Annotated in this window: 16 protein-coding genes; all 16 read right to left on the bottom strand. The window is 47.8% G+C overall.

The genetic code is table 11. The annotated features are described in order from the left end of the window. Positions 1–63: 63 nt before the first annotated feature. On the bottom strand, positions 64–1,161 hold the full coding sequence (locus CYJ37_RS00525; RefSeq protein ID WP_009791682.1) for a BMP family lipoprotein: 1,098 nt from the start codon (positions 1,159–1,161) through the stop codon (positions 64–66). A gap of 89 nt (positions 1,162–1,250) precedes the next feature. Next, positions 1,251–1,976 (bottom strand): GntR family transcriptional regulator, encoded by a 726-nt coding sequence (locus CYJ37_RS00520; RefSeq protein WP_009791684.1) that lies wholly within the window; start codon positions 1,974–1,976, stop codon positions 1,251–1,253. Between the two features lie 407 nt (positions 1,977–2,383). Beyond that, the gene (locus CYJ37_RS00515) at positions 2,384–4,732 is read right to left on the bottom strand and encodes a DNA translocase FtsK (RefSeq protein ID WP_022543729.1); all 2,349 of its coding nucleotides are present in this window, start codon (positions 4,730–4,732) and stop codon (positions 2,384–2,386) included. Positions 4,733–5,001: 269 nt separating this feature from the next. Then, on the bottom strand, positions 5,002–5,220 hold the full coding sequence (locus CYJ37_RS00510) for a YlzJ-like family protein (RefSeq protein ID WP_009791636.1): 219 nt from the start codon (positions 5,218–5,220) through the stop codon (positions 5,002–5,004). Continuing rightward, positions 5,217–5,969, bottom strand: coding sequence for a ClpP family protease (locus tag CYJ37_RS00505; protein ID WP_022543728.1), 753 nt, complete (start codon positions 5,967–5,969; stop codon positions 5,217–5,219). The genes CYJ37_RS00510 and CYJ37_RS00505 overlap by 4 nt, the downstream gene beginning before the upstream one ends. Before the next feature lie 169 nt (positions 5,970–6,138). Next, the gene (locus tag CYJ37_RS00500) at positions 6,139–7,812 is read right to left on the bottom strand and encodes a ribonuclease J (protein WP_101547509.1); all 1,674 of its coding nucleotides are present in this window, start codon (positions 7,810–7,812) and stop codon (positions 6,139–6,141) included. Positions 7,813–8,314: 502 nt separating this feature from the next. Beyond that, positions 8,315–9,184 (bottom strand): 4-hydroxy-tetrahydrodipicolinate synthase, encoded by an 870-nt coding sequence (gene dapA / locus CYJ37_RS00495; protein ID WP_094767423.1) that lies wholly within the window; start codon positions 9,182–9,184, stop codon positions 8,315–8,317. Between the two features lie 17 nt (positions 9,185–9,201). Further along, positions 9,202–10,446: an aspartate kinase gene (dapG, locus tag CYJ37_RS00490; protein ID WP_009791641.1), complete on the bottom strand. Its 1,245-nt coding sequence runs from the start codon at positions 10,444–10,446 to the stop codon at positions 9,202–9,204. A 29-nt stretch (positions 10,447–10,475) separates the two neighbouring features. After that, the gene (gene asd, locus CYJ37_RS00485) at positions 10,476–11,525 is read right to left on the bottom strand and encodes an aspartate-semialdehyde dehydrogenase (protein ID WP_009791642.1); all 1,050 of its coding nucleotides are present in this window, start codon (positions 11,523–11,525) and stop codon (positions 10,476–10,478) included. Between the two features lie 259 nt (positions 11,526–11,784). Then, positions 11,785–12,384: a dipicolinate synthase subunit B gene (locus tag CYJ37_RS00480; protein WP_009791644.1), complete on the bottom strand. Its 600-nt coding sequence runs from the start codon at positions 12,382–12,384 to the stop codon at positions 11,785–11,787. Continuing rightward, complete coding sequence (gene dpaA / locus CYJ37_RS00475) at positions 12,374–13,282, bottom strand: dipicolinic acid synthetase subunit A (RefSeq protein ID WP_022543727.1); 909 nt, start codon at positions 13,280–13,282, stop codon at positions 12,374–12,376. The genes CYJ37_RS00480 and dpaA overlap by 11 nt, the downstream gene beginning before the upstream one ends. A gap of 293 nt (positions 13,283–13,575) precedes the next feature. Continuing rightward, positions 13,576–13,821: a YlmC/YmxH family sporulation protein gene (locus CYJ37_RS00470; protein ID WP_022543725.1), complete on the bottom strand. Its 246-nt coding sequence runs from the start codon at positions 13,819–13,821 to the stop codon at positions 13,576–13,578. A gap of 852 nt (positions 13,822–14,673) precedes the next feature. Continuing rightward, positions 14,674–15,912 carry a M16 family metallopeptidase gene (locus CYJ37_RS00465; RefSeq protein WP_101547508.1) on the bottom strand — a complete coding sequence of 413 codons (1,239 nt, stop codon included), beginning with the start codon at positions 15,910–15,912 and terminating at the stop codon, positions 14,674–14,676. A gap of 93 nt (positions 15,913–16,005) precedes the next feature. Continuing rightward, positions 16,006–16,959, bottom strand: coding sequence for a polysaccharide deacetylase family protein (locus tag CYJ37_RS00460; RefSeq protein WP_101547507.1), 954 nt, complete (start codon positions 16,957–16,959; stop codon positions 16,006–16,008). Positions 16,960–17,185: 226 nt separating this feature from the next. Then, a complete protein-coding gene (gene pnp / locus CYJ37_RS00455; protein WP_009795994.1) occupies positions 17,186–19,306 on the bottom strand; it encodes a polyribonucleotide nucleotidyltransferase in 2,121 nt (706 codons plus the stop codon). Between the two features lie 240 nt (positions 19,307–19,546). Beyond that, positions 19,547–19,816: a 30S ribosomal protein S15 gene (gene rpsO, locus CYJ37_RS00450; RefSeq protein WP_009795996.1), complete on the bottom strand. Its 270-nt coding sequence runs from the start codon at positions 19,814–19,816 to the stop codon at positions 19,547–19,549. Positions 19,817–19,879 lie beyond the last annotated feature (63 nt).

Genomic DNA, 19,879 nt, shown 5'->3' with positions numbered 1-19,879 from the left:
AGCCTGCAATTTGCATTAAAAAGGAATAAGTGGGCCTTACAACCCCCTTATTCCCTTTTTGTATTATTCAGCCTTGAAGTTTTCAAGCTCAGCTCTTGTACCAGGTACAACAACATCGCCGCTCTTGATTTTATCCTGCCACTCAGTTACAGCAGCTTCGATGTCGGATTTCACAGAAACTTCGTCATTGATTTCTGCAAGGCCTACACCGTCTTCAGCTAAACCGTAAGTAGTGATTTCGCCGCCAGGGAAGTTGCCTTCCATAGCTTTTGTTGAAAGGTCTTTCACTGCATTGTCAACGCGCTTAAGTGCAGAAGTGATGATGACGTTATGGTCGCCGACAACACCTTCAGCTGTCTGGTCGGAGTCAACGCCGATTGCCCAGATTTCTTTAGAAGGATCTTTCTGCTTAAGGTCGCGTGCTTCTTTGAATAGTCCGTTACCAGTTCCTCCGGCAGCGTGGAAAATAACATCTGCTCCAGAAGAGTACATCTTAGCAGCAATTGTCTGGCCAAGTTCAGCTTTATCAAATGCGCCAGCGTACTGTACATCTACTTGTGCTTCAGGGTTGATCGCCTGTACACCTGCAAGGAAGCCGGATTCGAAGCGCTCGATAACTGCTCCTTCAATACCGCCGATGAAGCCGATTTTGTTTGATTTAGTTGTTAGACCAGCTGCAATCCCAGCAAGGAAAGAAGCTTCCTGCTCTTTGAAAAGGATGCTTGCAACGTTAGGCTGCTGTACTTCTGCATCAACGATCGCGAAGTGGGCATCTTTCTGCTGCTGAGCGATTTCATCAACAGCTCCCTGCATCATGAATCCAATACCGAACACAACATCAAAGTCCTGGCGAACAAGGTTGTTCAGGTTTGTTGCGTAGTCAGCGTCTGATTGTGACTGAAGATAGTCAAAGCCGCCTTTGCCTTTTTCCAGGCCGTTTTCTTCACCAAATGCCTGAAGACCTTCCCAGGCAGATTGGTTGAATGATTTATCATCAACACCGCCGACATCAGTTACCATTGCAACAGAGAATGCTTTTTCTTTGTCTGTGCCGCCTTCACCAGCTGCATCGTCTTTTTCTTCACTGTTTCCGCAAGCACCAAGAATCGTGCCGGCTGCAAGAACAAGTGACAGCGCCAAACCAAATTTACGCTTTTTCAAGGTTTGTACCCCCCAAGGAATTTGTTTGAAATTTTAGCAGGAATATTCTGAAAAACAGATTTGTTTTCGCTTTCACTTCCGCAAAAAAATTATATTCTCCTGCGAAGGACATGGAAGCTGAACTTGTCGGCCTTAAAATAATTCACCGAGTAAAGGACTGGTTCATCCATTTCGTCGTAATGCATCTGCTTTAACACAAGCAGTGCAGTTTCCGGTTCACATTCAAGAATCGGGGAAATCTTCTCGTGGTAGCCGATCGGTTCAATCTGGGCAACGGCATAGGTGATTTTTTTATTGGCTTCTTCTTCGAGCACATTAAAAATCGATTCCTGGTCATGCGTGAAGCTTTCCGGGAGTATCTTTTCCGGCAGCTTGTCCACACAGTAGACTACAGGCTCCCCATTCGCTGTCCTGACCCTTTCGATAACCACAATCCCTTCCTCCGCGGAACATGAGAAACGGCGCACATCCTCTTCGGTCGGCCCCTGAGTGACTGAGCTTAAGAATACGGTTCCTGGTTTCATCCCTGCCTGCAGAATCATATTGGTCACGCTGTTAAGCTGCTCGATTCCTGAAGTGAAGAGAGGCTTTGCATTCACAAAGGTTCCTACACCATGCCTGCGGATAATCACGTTTTCTTCTTCAAGAATACGGAGCGCTTCACGCAGTGTAGCTCTGCTTACTCCAAGCTGCTTTGCAAGGTCAAATTCAGAAGGAAGCTTTTCTCTTTCTTTATAGAGCCCTTCTTCAATGTCCTGCTTTAATCGATCGATGACTTGCAGGTATAGATGCCGGTTATCTGACTTAATTGACATGCAGGGTTCCTCCAACCTTTTTTCTCAAGACATCAGACCTCTGATGTTTAATGATTCCTACTAATCGAAAATACTATAACACTTTTTATTTAATAAATAAATAGAATTTCGAGAATTTGTCGAAAAAAGGTGGTTTAGATCCCTTTATCAGAAAACACTTAAAAATCACCCGATTCAGAAACGGAAATACTAGGGAAAACCATTCTTTTTTAAGCGCTTTCCTGTTATTTATTCCCTAACTAAATTGAAAATCCTTCCATAACGCAAGACTCGCTGACTATAAAAATAGTGCCGGCCCTCCAATACTATGAAAGCGCTTTTAATAGTATAACCTTATTCACTTCTGTTCTGCTATCTTTTTTTCAGCTCAAAAAAAAACCGGTCTCCCTGGACCGGTTTTCTTCCGATTATGAACTTGCTTCCTCTGATGCCTTGGCAACCAGGACCGCCCTAGGCTTGCTGCCTTCGTATGGTCCTACAATCCCCCTCAGCTCCATTTCATCAATGAGCCTTGCCGCCCGGGTATAGCCGATCCTGAAGCGCCTCTGAAGCATGCTGACGGATGCAGTCTGCATCTCCACTATTAGCTCCACCGCTTCTTCGTAAAGGTCGTCATCAACCTCTGACGCCGTTTCCGGCACATCATCGGGGATCATCTCTTCCTGATACTGCGCTTTCTGCTGGGAAATGACGAAATCGACTACCTCTTCAACTTCTTCGTCGGAAAGAAAAGCGCCCTGGACCCTGACCGGCTTAGAAGCGCCGACAGGAAGGAACAGCATATCCCCCCGTCCAAGGAGCTTTTCTGCTCCTCCCATGTCCAGGATGGTCCTGGAATCAGTCATGGAGGATACTGCAAAAGCGATCCTTGAAGGAATATTCGCCTTGATGACACCAGTGATGACATCTACAGATGGACGCTGGGTCGCGATGATCAAATGGATCCCTGCGGCCCTCGCCATCTGTGCGAGCCTTGTAATGGCATCCTCAACGTCCGAGGATGCCACCATCATCAGGTCTGCCAGCTCGTCCACAATGACGACGATATAAGGCAGGAGGGGCTGCTGTGCCTCTTCTTCTGCATTATGCCGTTTAACATGCTCATTATAGCCTTCAATGTTCCGGGTCCCTGTATGGGAAAATAATTCGTAGCGCCTTTCCATCTCACTTACCACTTTTTTCAGCGCCTGTGACGCTTTCTTTGGATCGGTGACAACAGGTGCCAGCAGATGGGGCGCACCGTTATACACATTTAGCTCGACCATTTTCGGGTCGATCATCATCAATTTCACTTCATGCGGCTTGGCGCGCATCAGGATGCTTGTGATAATGCCATTGATGCAGACACTTTTCCCGCTGCCCGTTGCCCCGGCAACAAGCAGATGGGGCATCTTATTCAGCTCAGCCAGGACAGCTTCACCTGTGATATCGCGGCCAAGGCCGATCATCAGCTTGCTGTCCGGCCTGTCGTTCTGTTTGGACTCCAGCACTTCACGCAGAGACACCATGGCAACCTCTGTATTCGGCACTTCAATCCCCACCGCCGATTTGCCAGGGATCGGGGCCTCGATCCTGATTCCCTTTGCTGCAAGGGCAAGGGCCAGGTCATCACTTAAACTTACGATTTTGCTTACCTTCACGCCCACATCGGGATGGACCTCATACTTGGTTACTGCCGGCCCCAAATGGACCTGAGTAACCCGGGCCTTGACCCCGAAGCTCTGGAAGGTGCGCTCAAGCTTGGCGGCATTGGCATGTATCTGTTCATACTCACCGCTTTGATCCGCCTGCCTCGGCAGAGTAAGAAGGCTCAGCGGAGGAAGCTCATAGTCCACATTTTCCACCTCTGTAAAAGTGATGGCTGGTGCAGACTCTTCCTCTGCTGCCTCTTCGCCGCCCGGCTTGGACTTCCGTTTTGCTGCTTCCGGCACGGGTTCGGGCTGCTGCTGGTAAGCCCGCTCAGCGAAGCTTGAAATGATCGGTTCAGGCGAAGGCTCTTCTTCAGCCGGCAGCGGCGGCTGGGAAATATTGACGGACGGTTCAGGCTCCCGCTCTTCGGCTGACTGGCGCAGCTCTTCCTGCCTCTGCCTCCGCTCATCGCTTCTTTCACGGAATTTACGCTTCGATTCCTTCATATCTTCCAAAAACGCTTCCCATTGCTTTTTGATGAAGCCCCAAATGGAGATAAACAGCTTGCCTGCGGCTTCCCCAAAGGTCTTTCCGGTCAGCAGCACAAGCCCGATTATAATCAGTAAAGCAGCAATCAGCTTTGTGCCGGCTTCATCAAACAAGAAGTAAGACATCGCAAACAGCACCGAGCCAACCATGCCGCCGCCGAGATCGGTCGTGCTCGTTTCGCCGCCTGCCTCCATCCAGAATAGCTCCCATGTGTTGCCGATGACACTTGGATCTTCAAACTTGCCGCCGTTTGAAAGCAGCTGGAAAAGTGTCACATGGCTGAGAAGCAGCATGGACGCGATGACCAGGTACAGCCCCATCAGCTTAGTATGGAAAAGATACGGCCGTTCCCTTTTCCACATCAGATATCCTCCATACACAGCCATCCCCAGAAGTCCCAGTATGTACCATTCGCCCATGAAAAAACGGAAGAACATGACGATCGATGTCCCGACCGCACCGAGTTTTGCTATTGAAATCACTGACAGAGCAATCATTATCAATCCAGTCAGTTCATATTGCACAGTTTTTTTCAGCTTTTCTTTGCTCTTCGATTGCCTTCTTTTTCTTTTTGCCATTTCATCACCCTGTACTGCAGATTTCTATCCTGATTCATTATTGCCTCAGCCGGCATGCGGCAGACGCCCGCCACTCATCTTAAAACAAAGAAAACCCGGCAGACTGCCGAGCCCTAAAAAGGCGGAGCATAAACGGAACTGCCCTTTCTCCATCCCGGCAATCAGGCCGCAACGCTGCTTCCTTGAAAGCCGCAGCATGACAAGGAAAGCAGCCATATGGCTGCTCTTAGTAGTATAACAATATTATAGCATATAGCCCGGATTTTGGGTTATACTATTGTAATTTTAGAACCGGGCATGCATCTATCATCCAGGAAATGATTCGGGTCTGTGCTCATGACCCTTATCACTGTATATTGCTGAGGCATATCACCGACAGCTTCGGCAAGCACAGGTATCCCTTCAAAAGAAAGGAATTTTTGTCTGGCAAATGCGCTTTCTTCCGGCTGGAAAATCAGCTCCTGGGGCATCGATGTGTATAAAATCATTGCACCAGCCCCTCTTCCTTGCCTTTGTTCAGGTCAATCAGCTCATTCAGCTTCTTAAGGGCCGGCCCGACACCGCCGACTGCATCAATCAAGCCATAGGATACCGCATCTGCACCGACTACATTCGTTCCAATATCCCTGGTCAGATTTCCTTTTGCAAACATCAGGTCCTTGAATTGCTGCTCAGACACCTTTGAATGCCCTGTCACAAAATTGATGACCCTATCCTGCATCTTGTCCAGATATTCAAAAGTCTGCGGGACCCCGATGACCAATCCAGTCAGGCGGATCGGATGGATCGTCATTGTTGCCGTTTCCGCTATAAAACTATAGTCACAGGATACAGCAATCGGAACACCGATGCTATGCCCGCCTCCAAGTACGATTGATACGGTCGGCTTAGAAAGGGAAGCAAGCATTTCAGAAATGGCCAGCCCGGCCTCTACGTCTCCCCCCACTGTATTCAGGATCACCAGCAGCCCTTCAATTTTTGGGTTTTGCTCTATTGCTACAATCTGGGGGATCAGATGCTCATATTTCGTCGTTTTATTTTGCGGCGGCAGCTGAAGATGCCCTTCGATTTGTCCGACGATCGTCAAACAATGAATGGTTGTATCCTGTGAAAGCTGGGGCACATTCGTCTGGCCCAGCTGCTGTATTTTTTCCATCAGTGCAGATGGTTTATCTTCCTTGGGCTGTTCCGGGCTTCCTCCGCCCTCATTGGCATTTTGAAAAAAATTCTCATCCATCCTGTATTCTCCTTTCAAGGCTTAATATCGTTAGTATGGACGCCAATGCCTTTTTCATTCCGGCACAGCCAAAAAACGGGCAATTCTTTCGCGCGGGAAGATTTACAGTTTTAATCAAAATAAAGGCCATGAAGCAGCTGCTTCATAGCCTCTTAACATATGCTGTAATCTATTGCTTCACTTCCATGATGATCGGCAGGATCATCGGACGGCGCTTTGTTTTTTCGTAGAAGAATTGATTGAGCTCATCGCGCATATCCTGTTTGACAGCAGCCCAGTCAAAACTTTCTTTCTGGGAGCCGCGATGGACGATTTCCTTGACCATATCGGCTGCCTGAACCAGCAGCTTTTCAGATTCCCGCACGTATACAAAACCGCGTGAAATGATTTCAGGCCCTGCCGCTATCTGCTTATCATGGCGGTTCAGCGTCACGACAACAATCAAGATCCCGTCCTGTGAAAGCAGCCTTCTGTCCCTCAGGACGATATTCCCGACATCACCAACGCCGATCCCGTCAATGAGTACATTTCCAGCCGGCACCCGGCCGCTTTGCTTGATTCTGCCATCCTTGATTTCAAAGACATCCCCTTTTTCAGGAATGAGGATCGAGTCCTGGCTGATTCCGCATTCTGCTGCTAGCTTTCCATGCGATTTCAAGGTTTTATATTCTCCATGCACAGGGATGAAATGTTTCGGCTTCATCAGATTGATCATGAATTTCAATTCTTCCTGGCTTCCATGGCTTGATGCAGTGGCACTGTTCTTTCCGGTGATCACGGTCGCTCCGGCCCTGTAAAGCATATCCATCGTCTTATAGATGAACACTTCTCCCCCTCTGATCGGGGCAGCAGCGAGGTAGACGGTGTCACCTTCCTGGATCGTCACCTGCCTGTGGGTCCTTTTCGCCATTTTCTGCAGCGCCTCGATCGGCTCGCCCTGGGAGCCGGCCGTCAGGATGACCACTTCATGGTCCCTGAAGCTGCCAAGCTCTGATAAAGGTATGAGGATATCATCTTTGACAGCCAAATAACCGAGCTGGACTGCCAGGTCATATACCTTTTGGATGCTCTTCCCTGCCACGGCAACTTTCCTGCCGCTTTCCTCTGCCGCATCGAATATATGCTGGATCTGAATTAAATCAGAAGCAAAGCAGGCTGCGATGACCCTTCCTTTTGCGCTGTAGAATGCATGTGCCATCGCTTTTTGCACGACTGCCTCGGATGTTGAGTATCCGGGCCTTTCTGCATCTGTACTGTCTGACAGAAGGCATAATACCCCATTGTCGCCGATTCCGGCCATTTTTCCAATCTCCGCTTTGTACAATTCAGGAGCAGCCTGGTCAAACTTAAAGTCGCCGGTGTAGACGATGCTTCCCTCTGAAGTATGGATGCATATTCCGACTGAATCAGGGATGCTGTGATTGGTCCGGAAAAAAGATACACTCGAATGTTCAAATTCAAGCACTGAATCGGAATTGATTTCAATCAGTTCTGCTTTGCCCCTGTAGTCCTGCTCCTTCATCTTCGCCTTGGCCAAAGCAAGGGTCAGCTTTGTGCCATAGACAGGGACAGATACCTTTTTAAGCACATAAGAAAGAGCCCCAATGTGGTCCTCATGTCCATGTGTCAGGAAAATGCCCCGGATTCTGTCTTTATTCTGTACCAGATAGGAAACATCGGGAATCACAATATCAATCCCAAGCATTTCGTTCTCCGGAAACATTAGCCCTGCGTCGATGACATACAGATCTTCATCCACTTCTGCAAGGTACATATTTTTGCCGATTTCCCCGACGCCGCCGAGGGCGATCAGCCTGATGCTTTCATTTTTTCTAATATTCACCTAAAAGCTCCTCCAATGCTGTTTCGGCTGTGCCCCGGACAGGGGCGAGCCTTTTTAATATATATAGCTGTATAGCTTAACACGCTTATAAACAGAAAACGTCCTCAAAACTTTTATGTATACTGACTGCATGGTTCAGCAAAAAAGCATGATGGCGGCCTAAAGCCGGGACCGGCTTAGGAACGGATCTGACAGGCAAACCTATTTCCTAGGATAAGCCATCACTCTTCCTTCCTGAATCCGGAGCAGCCCACACTGGTTTCTGGCCTTCCTCACAGCTGGCCTGCTTTATGGCAAAGCAGCCCCTATTCAAGGCCGCTTTTATCTATGAAAGAATATTCAAAAAATGTATTGCATAATCGGACGAGTTCAGTTACACCCATTATACTTGATTAATGAATTTTATGACAACCAATTTTATTTATTCGTATTGGGGGCAGCGGTCATCTCTATAGGAAAAGACCGGGAGCAATGCTCTCCGGCCTGATAGAAATCGTTTTATTTAGTTTTGGAACAAGTTGAGCAGTGCGGCTCTTTCCTGTTCTGTAAGAGGAACAAGCGGCAGCCTTACTGAACCTGTGTCGATGCCCTTCAGCTGAAGCGCAGTCTTGACTGGGACCGGACTTGGTGCGGCAAAGAGGCCTTCCATGAGCGGAAGGAGCTTCTGATGCTTGGCAGCAGCTTCTCCGACATTTCCCTCAAGGAAAGAAGAGATCATGCTCTGCATTTCAATCCCGATCACATGAGAAGCTACAGAAACCACTCCTGCTGCGCCTATCGCCATCGCTGGAAGCGTCAATCCATCGTCTCCAGAATAAAGAAGGAAGTCTTCATCAGTGCCGGCAATGATCGCTGTCATGCTGTTCAAATCGCCGCTCGCTTCTTTGACAGCCTTGATGTTAGGAATCTGTGATAATCTGATCACTGTTTCCGGCGCGATATTGACTACAGACCTTCCCGGGATATTGTAAACCATGACAGGCAGGGATGTGCTTTCAGCAACCGTTTTGAAGTGCTGGTACAATCCTTCCTGGTTTGGTTTATTATAATACGGAGCAACGACCATAACGGCATCCACACCGATCTGCTCCGCTTTCTTTGTCATCTCAACAGAAGCATACGTATCATTGCTGCCTGTTCCTGCAATGATAGGGATTCTTTTGTCGACCACTTTAACGACATGCTTGAACAGAGCCAGCTTTTCTTCTTTTGTCAGTGTCGGCGATTCCCCTGTTGTGCCGGCAACCACGAGGGAATCTGTTCCGTTCTCGATTAAATGGTTGATAAGCTGCGTTGTTTTTGTAAAATCCACATGGCCTTTTTTATCAAAAGGCGTCACCATTGCTGTAGAAACTCTTCCAAATAGAACCATTCTTTACAACTCCCTGCCTATATATCTGTCTGTTCGAATTCTAAGGACTCATGCTCAAGCTGAAAGGCATCATGAAGGGCATTGACTGCCTTGACAAGATCCTTCTGCTTGACCAGCACCCAGATGGTTGTATGGCTGTCCGCTGACTGGAGGATCCTGATGCTTTCCTCTGAAAGTGCCGTGACAATCTTTGAAGTGACACCCGGTACTCCCGCCATTCCTGCTCCCACAACGGAAACCTTGGCACAATGCCGCTCAAGCACCGGCTCATGGCCCAGCTGCTCAAGCGTTTTGACCGCTTTGTCAGCCATATCCTCAGAAACGGTATATACAACGCCATTCGGCGAAATATTGATAAAATCGACGCTGATCTGTTCATTGGCCATTGCTTTGAAGACCTCTGCCTGCAGGTTGTACTGGTCCTTTTTGGCAAAGACCTTGATCTGCGTCACATTGGACAAATGCGCGATGCCGGTTACAGGGCGCTCTTTAATATCGCTGCCGCGGCTGTTTTTATTGATGCTTGTGACCAGTGTTCCAAGTCCGTCGGAATAAGTGGATCTGATTCTGATCGGCACCTTGGCCTGCATGGCGATCTCCACCGCACGGGGATGGATGACCTTGGCTCCCTGATAGGCAAGATTGCAGACCTCTGTATAGGTGACCACTGAAAGCGCCCTTGCATTTTCGGCGATGCGCGGGTCGGCCGTCATGATGCCTTCTACATCTGTAAAGATATCAATCCACTCTGCCTGAAGCGCAGCCCCGAGAGCAGCGGCTGATGTATCGCTCCCGCCTCTGCCGATGGTCGTGATATCGCCATTCTTGGCTGCTCCCTGGAAGCCTGCCACTACGACGACATCGGATTCCTCAAGCTCCCTGAGCAATCTGTCGCATTTCATTTCAATGATCTTCGCGTTCGTGAAATCGCTGTTGGTCCTGAAGCCGGCCTGTGCACCCGTCAATGCGGATGCCTCGATGCCTTCTTCCTTCAGCATATTGGTGAACACAATGCTCGAAATGGTTTCGCCGCATGATAAAAGAAGATCATTTTCCCGTTTGCTGATTTTGCTGCCGCTCCCGCCGATCAGCGATAAGAGGGTATCAGTTGCGTACGGATCTCCCTGCCGCCCCATTGCGGAAACGACAGCCACTACTTTATAGCCTTCCGACAAAGCTTTTTTAATATGCCTTTTTGCGTGCGCCCGGCTGCTGTCATCCCGTACGGATGTGCCTCCGAACTTCTGGACGATTATCTTCATCGTAACACCTCAAAAATATCCGTTTCCACTTATTTCACCAATTCCAGTTTGATTAAGCTTTCAGCGATCTGCACAGAATTCCAGGCAGCGCCTTTCAACAGGTTATCAGAGACTACCCACATGTGGAAGCCTTTGTCATTGTCAAGGTCCTTGCGGATCCGGCCGACAAAGATATCGTTTTTGCCTACACAATCTGCAGGCATCGGGTAGATTTGGTTTTCAGGATCATCCTGAAGCACAACACCAGGGGCATCCTTAAGGATGTCTTTGATTTCCTGTGCATCCACACCTCCGGCTTCCAGCTCAAAGTATACTGACTCCGAGTGGCCGGTTGCTACAGGCAGGCGGACACAGGTAGCCGCCACCTGAAGATCAGGCATATCCATGATTTTTTTTGTTTCGTTGATCATTTTCATTTCTTCAAATGTAAATCCATTATCCTGGAACATATCAATTTGAGGGATGGCATTAAAGGCAATCTGATAATGCTTTTTGTCGCCTTTGACCGGAAGGATCTTCGGCTCATGCTCTTCATTATTAATGATCGCCTTAGTCTGGCTGTACAGCTCTTCAACTGCCGCAGCGCCAGAACCGGAAACAGCCTGATACGTAGAAACAATGACCTTGCTCAAGCCATGCTTCTTCCGCAGCGGTTCAAGGGCTGCAACCATCTGAATGGTAGAGCAGTTCGGATTGGCGATAATCCCATTATGCTTCTTAAGGTCTTCTTCATTCACCTCAGGGACAACGAGCGGCACGTTTTCCGACATGCGGAATGCGCTTGTATTATCAACCACAATGGCGCCATGCTCAACAGCATGCGGAGCGAGCTCTTTTGAAACGCCGCCGCCTGCTGAGAATAATGCGATATCTACACCGGCAAAGCTCTCCGGCTTCGCTTCTTCCACTATATATTCATTTCCTTTATAACTTACCTTTGTGCCGGCTGAGCGGGCAGAAGATAGTAAAGTTAATTTCGATACAGGGAAATCTCTGCTTTCTAAAGTCTGCAGCATCTGCTGTCCAACAGCTCCGGTAGCTCCGACGACTGCAACGTGAAATCCTTTTTTGTTCTCCATCCAAAACTTCCCCTTCCAGCATACAAAATGATTAATCGATTTTAGGCTGCTTTTTCTTTTACAGGCAATATAAGAGGACGGCAGCTGTTGATTTCTTCGCCACCGCCATTCTTATTGTAGTATAGCATTCACTATGCTTCCAGTATATGAGATGATGGTCCAATGATTGAATAGCTGGACAAACTCATATTTAATATTTTCATTTTAACATATTCACCCGTTAAAGAAATAAACTTTTTTATGATGGAAGGTGCAGAGATCAGTTGCCGTCTTTATAGCGTTCAACAATGACCGGCTGGAGCTGTTTTCCCGTGATGGCCGCTTCAATCGTTTCTGAAAGCAGGGTCATTCTGGCAACCATGGAATTGGGCTTCTTAACTGGATCATCCTGTCCGAATGGGATGAAGTAAATATTCTTCACTGCCATCAGCCTCATCAGATTCATTCCGTTCAGCCCAAGGGCATCATTTGTGGAGATGCCGACTACAACAGGACTCTGGTTCCTGAGCGTTGCCTTTGCCGCCATCAGGACCGGGGAATCTGTCATCGCATTGGCGAACTTGCTCATGGAGTTTCCTGTCAATGGCGCAATGACCATGCAGTCCAGCGGTATCTTCGGTCCGAGGGGTTCTGCCTTTACAATCGAATCGATCACCTTATTGCCAGTCAGGTTCTCGATTCTCGCAATCCAATCCTCCCCCGCACCAAATCTCGTTTCAGTATTCTGAACAGTGCCGGTGACAACCGGGAGCACCTCTGCTCCTGCATTGACAAGCTTTTCAATCTCAGGGAATACAGCATCATAAGTACAATGTGAACCAGTAAGGCCAAACCCGATCTTTTTACCTTTAAGCGTCATGGTATTGCCCCCTTTTATTTTGAAAGTCATCGGCCAGCAGAAGGGCCAGCACATTGGCCAGAATCTGCCCTGCTGTTTTCGGGGCAACAATTCCTGGAAGTCCCGGGGCCAGCAATGCCTTGATGCCCCTCTTTTCGGCATAGCGGAAATCTGTCCCGCCAGGCTTTGATGCCAGATCAATGATCAAGGTATGGACCGGCATCTTGCTGATGACCGAAGCACTGACAATCAGATGCGGTATGGTGTTAATGCAAATGTCCGTATCTTTGACAAATGACTGAATATCATCCAAATGGAACGGAGTGAGCCCCATTTCAGTAATTCTCGCAATATGCTCGCTTTTTCTTGCGCCAACCTTTACCTTTGCCCCTAAAGAGTGAAAGGTTCTTGCCACACTCATACCGACTCTGCCCAGGCCAAGCACCACCACATTGGATCCGTGAATGGTAAAATCAGTGTGCTGGATGGCCATCATGATCGTCCCTTCAACAGTCGGAATCGAATTATAGATGGCAATGTCGTCCCTCTCAAACAGCTGCACCAGCCTTCTGTCATTCTGACTGGTGATAGCATCCAGATAGGAATTTGTAATGCCGGAATATATGGTGCAGTGCGGCTGTGTTTGGGCGATCATATCTTCTGTTAAAAACACTTTCTCATTTGAAAATATAGTCTCAACCTGCCCTTCCAGATTGGTGCCTGGCACAGGCAGGATTATGCTATCCAGAGCTGAAAAATCTACTTCATCCACTTTCTCCTTCGATGCTCCGGTAAAAGCATGATCCAGCTGCTCAAAGCCAATCAGCAAGAGCCTGGCATCCAGTTCTGTCAGCTTCCTGATGATCTCCAGCTGCCGGGCATCCCCGCCCATCACTGCTATTTGCATCCCTGTCAGCATGAAATATTCACCTTCTTCTAAAGAATCTTACAGGAATCTAAAGTCTCATACATAACTACTCCAACATCCTATGACAGCAACCCAGATAAGGTGAGTTTTTTAAGGCAGAAATATGGGCGGACAGATAATGCTGAACATAAACCTAAACCAATGCGGAGGACGCTTGTCTGAGAGAACACTATCAAAAGTCCATAATGGCAAAACAAAAGGGGTGCAGAATGAAAGATCATTCCGCACCCCTTTTGCCAGCAGCCGCATGCTTCACTAACGGCCGCCACGCCTTGTTCTGCTGATCAGCTGTCATCATCAGGCATATCAATGATAATCATATCATTGCCGATTTTCTTGATATGCTGCCAGGGCACTGTAATTTCCCCTCCCTGACGCTTCAGGCCGAACCATTTCAGCGACGGAATGAGGAGGGCCTTGATTTGTCCGTCCTTTTCATTTATTTCAAGGTCAGTCTGGCCCAGCACTCCGAGGCGCTCAGCTTTTTTCGCATCAACTATTTCCTTCCCGCTCAGCTCACTGAGTCTCACGCAAATCCCCCCAGTCTTTGTCCTCAATATATATTTACGGCAGGAAATTGATTTTAGAAGCATTCCATCTTTTCGATTGATAAAAACATAGGGGGGCAAGGTTGAGGGTTTTTGCTGGAGGCACTGGCACCCTCTATTCTGAAAAATGACTTTCAGAGGGGGTTAGTTGGATGGACTAACACCCTCTATTTTGTAAATTGACTTTTAGAGGGTCTTAGTTGGATGGACTAACACCCTCTATCAGGCATTCTGGCTCTCAGAAGGCCTTAGTCGGCCGGACTAACACCCTCTATCCAGCCAAACTGGCTCTCATAGGGCCTTAGTTGACCGCACTAACACCCTCTATCAGGCATTGTGGCTCTCAGAAGGCCTTAGTCGGCCGGACTAACACCCTCTATCAGGCATTCTGGCTCTCAGAAGGCCTTAGTCAACCGCACTAATACCCTCTATCAGGCATTCTGGCTCTCAGAAGGCCTTAGTCAGCCGCACTAACACCCTCTATCAGGCATTCTGGCTCTCAGAAGGCCTTAGTCAACCGCACTAACACCCTCTATCCAGTCAAACTGGCTCTCAGAGGGCCTTAGTTGACCGCGCACTAACACCCTCTATTCCGCAAAATGACTTTCAGAAGGCCATAGTCGGTCCCACTAACACCCTCTATCCAGCCAAACTGGCTCTCAGAGGGCCTTAGTTGACCGCGCACTGGCACCCTCTATTCCACCACACACTCATAGGGGCTCAGCTGCAGCAGTTGATGCCTCCTCTATCCAGTTTCCCCAAAGTTCCATCTGAGCTTTGGCCAAAACATAACAAAAACCCGGCACTCACGCCGGGTTCAAGTCACTTCTCTATTTAAGCCAGATTCTTTGGCAGTACGCCGTCAGGGCTGATCAATGAAACAGAGAATTGGTCTGAGAAGATGGAGTTTGCCATTTCGTTGACTCCCGCTTCTGAGACTTTATCAATTTGTTCGACTATCTCATCGAGTGAACGGTGCCTTCCGAGCAGCAGTTCGTTCTTGCCATTGCGGCTCATGCGGCTGTTTGTGCTTTCAAGGCTCAGCATCAGGCTTCCCTTCATCTGTTCCTTGCTGTTTTTCAGCTCTTTCTCAGTGATGCCGTCCCTCTTCAATGTAGCAAGCGTTTCCTGGATTGTTTCAAACAGTACATCCAGCTGCTTGGCTCCGGTTCCGCCGTAAATCGTAACCATTCCCGTATCCTGGAATGAAGAGTGATAAGAAAAGACAGAGTATGCCAGTCCTCTTTGTTCTCTAACGTCCTGGAACAGGCGGCTGCTCATGCTTCCGCCAAGGATATTGTTCAGAAGAATCAGACTGTACATATCTTTATGGCCGACTGGAAGCCCTTCATAGCCTAAGCATAGATGAGCCTGTTCAGTCTCTTTTTTCCGTGAGACCCGGTTTGAATGAAAAACAGGCATTTCCTGATTTCTTTCCTGCTTCCCGGCTTCATAGGAGCCGAACAGCTTCTCCACTTCCTGGATGAAAGAATCGGAGATATTGCCGGCAATGGAGATGACAACATTTTCAGGCGTATAAGTTTCATGCATGTACTCCCTTAATGTGTCCCCTTTAAAGGTCTCCAATGTTTCCTCAGTCCCGAGGATCGGGTAGCCAAGCGGATGGCTCTCATATATAGCCTTGCCGAGAAGATCATGGACGATATCATCTGGCGTATCTTCATACATCTTGATTTCCTCGAGCACAACATTTTTCTCTTTATTTAATTCTTCATCCACAAAGGTGGAATTAAAGAACATATCTGCCAGTACATCAAGTGCAAATTTTGAGTGTGTATCAAGGACCTTGGCATAATAGCATGTGTATTCCTTTGATGTGAATGCATTAACCTGGCCGCCAATGCTGTCAAAGGATTCTGCTATCTCCCTGGCTGTCCTTGTTTTTGTCCCTTTAAAGAACATATGCTCCAGAAAATGAGAAACTCCGTTATTGCCGGGATGCTCATTCCTTGAACCGGTCCCGATCCAGACACCGATTGCAACTGAACGGACCGTCGGTATATTTTCCAGAACTACTCTTACACCATTTTGGCATGTATATTTCTTTATCAAAGCAACTCCTCCTGTTCTCTATCCTGGTGCATTTAGCGCGGTTTAGTTAGTATAGCTCATTATTGTTATTTTTTCCAAAATCCTGTTTATCTATCACTTTTTATCCATAATACGCTCTTCGCTTAACAATCTTGAAACTGAGGCAATTTCAAAGTCTTTTCCTTTGATTTGCGTGATCATACTGTCGAGTGACTTAGCTGTAGAATCGGTTGGATGCATTAAAATGATTGCTCCATTATGCACCTTTGGGACCACTCTGTTCAGCAGCTCTTCCGGGGAAGGCTTCCGCCAGTCGACTGTATCGAGGCTCCACATGACCGTCTTCAGTTTCTTTTCAGCTGCAATCCTGACCGTTTCATCCCGGTAGCTTCCGCTTGGGGGAGCAAACCAGGTGACTTCCTGTCCGGTTGTTGCTTTAATGACCTGGTTGGTCTTTTCAATCTCTTCCCTGATGCGGGCCGAGGATATGGTTTTCATATCCGGATGGGTAAAGGAATGATTCCCGGCTTCATGCCCTGCTTCGGTAATCATCTTGGCAAGCTCAGGATTCTGCTGGACCCATCTTCCTTCAAGAAAAAAAGTGGCTGTTACCTTATGTTTCTTCAAAGTGGCAAGCATCCCCGATAAGTACTCGTTTCCCCATGCAACGTTTATGATGAAAGATACCATAGGTTTGTCGGGATTTCCTTTATAAATGGGGGCAGGAGGCAAATCACCCAGTTTCTTTTCTGGTTCAATCTGCTCCAGCACCAATTTGTCGGGATCGAATTTCTTCTCGCCCTTCATTTTTTTATACGATGCCTCTACATCAACCTTTACCCCATTGTAGCCGGGTATAGCCTTCCAGACCGGGTCGATCCTGGCATCTTGTGGAGCTATGTAATAGTTCTCAGATTCCTTCTCTATCCTTTGTATAAGAGAATCTGACTCTGCTGTGACAGCAAGGCTATCCATTTTCAGCTGCGATACATAAAGATCTGTAAAAGGGTTATTGACCAGCATCAGTGAAAAAGCACCGATCAGCAGCATACCAGCTAATTTCTTCATTTTCTCAGCCCTCCTTCACTAATTTTTATGTGAAGGGTGGACAGGGTAGAACAGCGGCTGGAAATATACTGAGGGCTTCAGATGCCATGGTTCTGTATGTATAGAAAAAGCCAGGGATCTCCCTGGCTTTAAAATCCGGCTGAAGCCAAAGCCGGCAGGAAGCTGCAATTCGTCTGCGTCCCCGGCATGCCGGCCAAGCCTTCATCTTATAATGAACCGGTAAAAATTAATCCTGTGCCTTCTCCTGCTTTTCGCGCTGTTCCTTCAGAACTGCTTTGCGGGAAAGGTTGACTCTGCCCTGCTTGTCGATTTCTGTTACTTTTACAAGCAATTCGTCTCCAAGTGACAGGACGTCCTCCACTTTGCCTACGCGCTCTTCGGCAAGCTCGGAAATATGAACCAGTCCATCTTTTCCGTTGAAGATTTCAACAAAGGCACCGAACTTTTCAATTCTCTTGACCTTACCAAGGTACATCTGGCCGACTTCAACCTCGCGGACAATGTCTTCGATGATCTTCTTGGCCTTGTCGTTCATTTCCTGGTCTACAGAAGAAATGAAGACAGTTCCATCCTGCTCGATGTCGATCTTAACGCCAGTTTCTTCAATGATCTTATTGATCTGCTTTCCGCTTGGCCCGATAACATCGCGGATTTTGTCCGGATTGATTGTCATCGTCAGGATCTTAGGTGCATATCTGGAAAGTTCCTTCTTCGGCTCTGCAATGGTTGCAAGCATAGAGTCGAGGATTTGCATCCTGCCTGCTTTCGCCTGCTGGAGCGCTTCTTCAAGGATTTCGCGGGAAAGCCCCTCAATCTTGATATCCATCTGCAGAGCTGTTACACCCTTGGATGTACCTGCCACCTTAAAGTCCATGTCTCCAAGATGGTCTTCCATCCCCTGGATATCAGTAAGGATTGAGTAATAGTCGCCTGACTTGATAAGCCCCATGGCGATGCCTGCTACAGGAGCCTTAATCGGAACACCGGCATCCATCATCGCAAGTGTGCTCGCACAGATGCTTGCCTGGGAAGTAGAGCCGTTCGATTCAAGAACCTCTGAAACCAGGCGGACTGTATAAGGGAAATCCTTTTCATTCGGGATAACCGGCTCAAGAGCACGTTCACCAAGAGCTCCATGCCCGATTTCACGGCGTCCCGGACCTCTCATCGGCCCAGTTTCCCCTACGCTGAAGTTAGGGAAATTATAGTGGTGCATAAAGCGTTTCTCTTCTTCGATGCCAAGTCCGTCAAGGATCTGGACATCACCGAGTGCGCCAAGCGTACAGATGCTCAGAGCCTGTGTCTGTCCCCTTGTAAACAGCCCTGAACCGTGTGTGCGCGGCAGCAGGCCGATTTCAGAAGACAGAGGACGGATTACATCAAGGCCGCGGCCGTCCGGGCGAACCTTTTCTTCAGTGATCAGTCTGCGGACTTCAGCTTTGACAAGCTTGTCCAGCACCTTTTTCACCTGTTTGATGGTCTCATCGTCTGCTTCCTGCTCTTCATATTGTGCCAATACTGCATCTTTCACCGTTTTAATGGCCGCTTCACGCGCATGCTTTTCCTGCACCTGAATCGCTGAAACCATGTCCTTCTCGGCTGCTTCGCGAACCTTGGATTCAATGTCAGCATCTATTTCATATAATTTGATTTCTGTTTTTTCTTTTCCGACTTCGGAAACGATCTGTTCCTGGAAGGAAATCAGGCGTTTGATTTCTTCATGGCCATACATAATGGCTTCAAGCATTGTTTCTTCCGGAACTTCATCTGCACCGGCTTCAACCATGTTGATGGCATCCTTTGTACCTGCTACAACAAGATGCATATCGCTCTCATTCTGCTGCTCCACAGTCGGGTTAATGACAAACTCGCCATTGATGCGCCCTACTGTGACACCCGCAATCGGGCCGCCGAACGGGATATCAGAAACACTCAGTGCCAAAGATGAACCAAACATAGCGGCCATCTCGGAAGAGCAGTCCTGATCAACGCTCATTACCATACTTACAACCTGGACCTCATTGCGGAAACCGTCAGCAAACAGCGGGCGGATCGGCCTGTCGATCAGGCGGCTGGCCAGAATGGCCTTTTCACTTGGGCGGCCTTCACGTTTAATGAAGCCTCCAGGTATTTTCCCAACTGCATACAAGCGTTCTTCGTAATTGACTGTCAGCGGGAAGAAGTCAAGGTTTTTTGGCTCTTTTGATGCTGTTGCTGTACTGAGGACTGCTGTATCTCCATAACGGATCAGCGCTGCTCCATTGGCCTGCTTTGCAAGCTGCCCGATTTCCACTGTAAGCGTACGTCCGGCCCAGTCCAAGGAATAAATCTTCTTATCTTGTCCCATTGCTTTATAAACCCCTCTCTGCGTGTAAACTTTTTAGAGGTTTAGCGAATTATTGTATTAGCCTAAACCATCGTAAAATTCTTTTATAAATCAAAAAAAGACATAGTTGTATTTAGTATGCACAATTTCTATGTAAAAAATCAATCTATGTATACAGAAAGCCTGCTTTTTTATAAGCCGGCTTTCTGTAAATATCACTTAAAGACGATAAAAAAGCGGGAAAAAATCCCGCTTTCAATACTATCGGCGTAAACCAAGCTTAGTGATTAACTCACGGTAACGAGTAACATCCTTGTTACGCAGGTAAGTCAATAGGTTACGGCGTCTACCTACCATCTTAAGAAGACCGCGGCGTGAATGGTGGTCTTTCTTGTGAGTGCGTAAGTGATCGTTTAAGTTGTTGATTGATTCTGTAAGGACAGCGATTTGAACTTCTGGAGATCCAGTATCGTTCTCATGAGTTTTGTACTCATTGATCAGTTCATTTTTACGTTCTTGAGTGATTGCCATCCTGTTCACCTCCTAATGTTTATCCCCTGTCACTGAGCAAGCGTCGGTGACTCGACTTGCCAA

The sequence above is a fragment of the Bacillus sp. UMB0728 genome, assembly GCF_002858875.1.
In the GTDB taxonomy this organism is placed as follows: domain Bacteria; phylum Bacillota; class Bacilli; order Bacillales; family Cytobacillaceae; genus Bacillus_AB; species Bacillus_AB infantis.
This window is presented reverse-complemented; position numbering and strand designations above follow the sequence as displayed.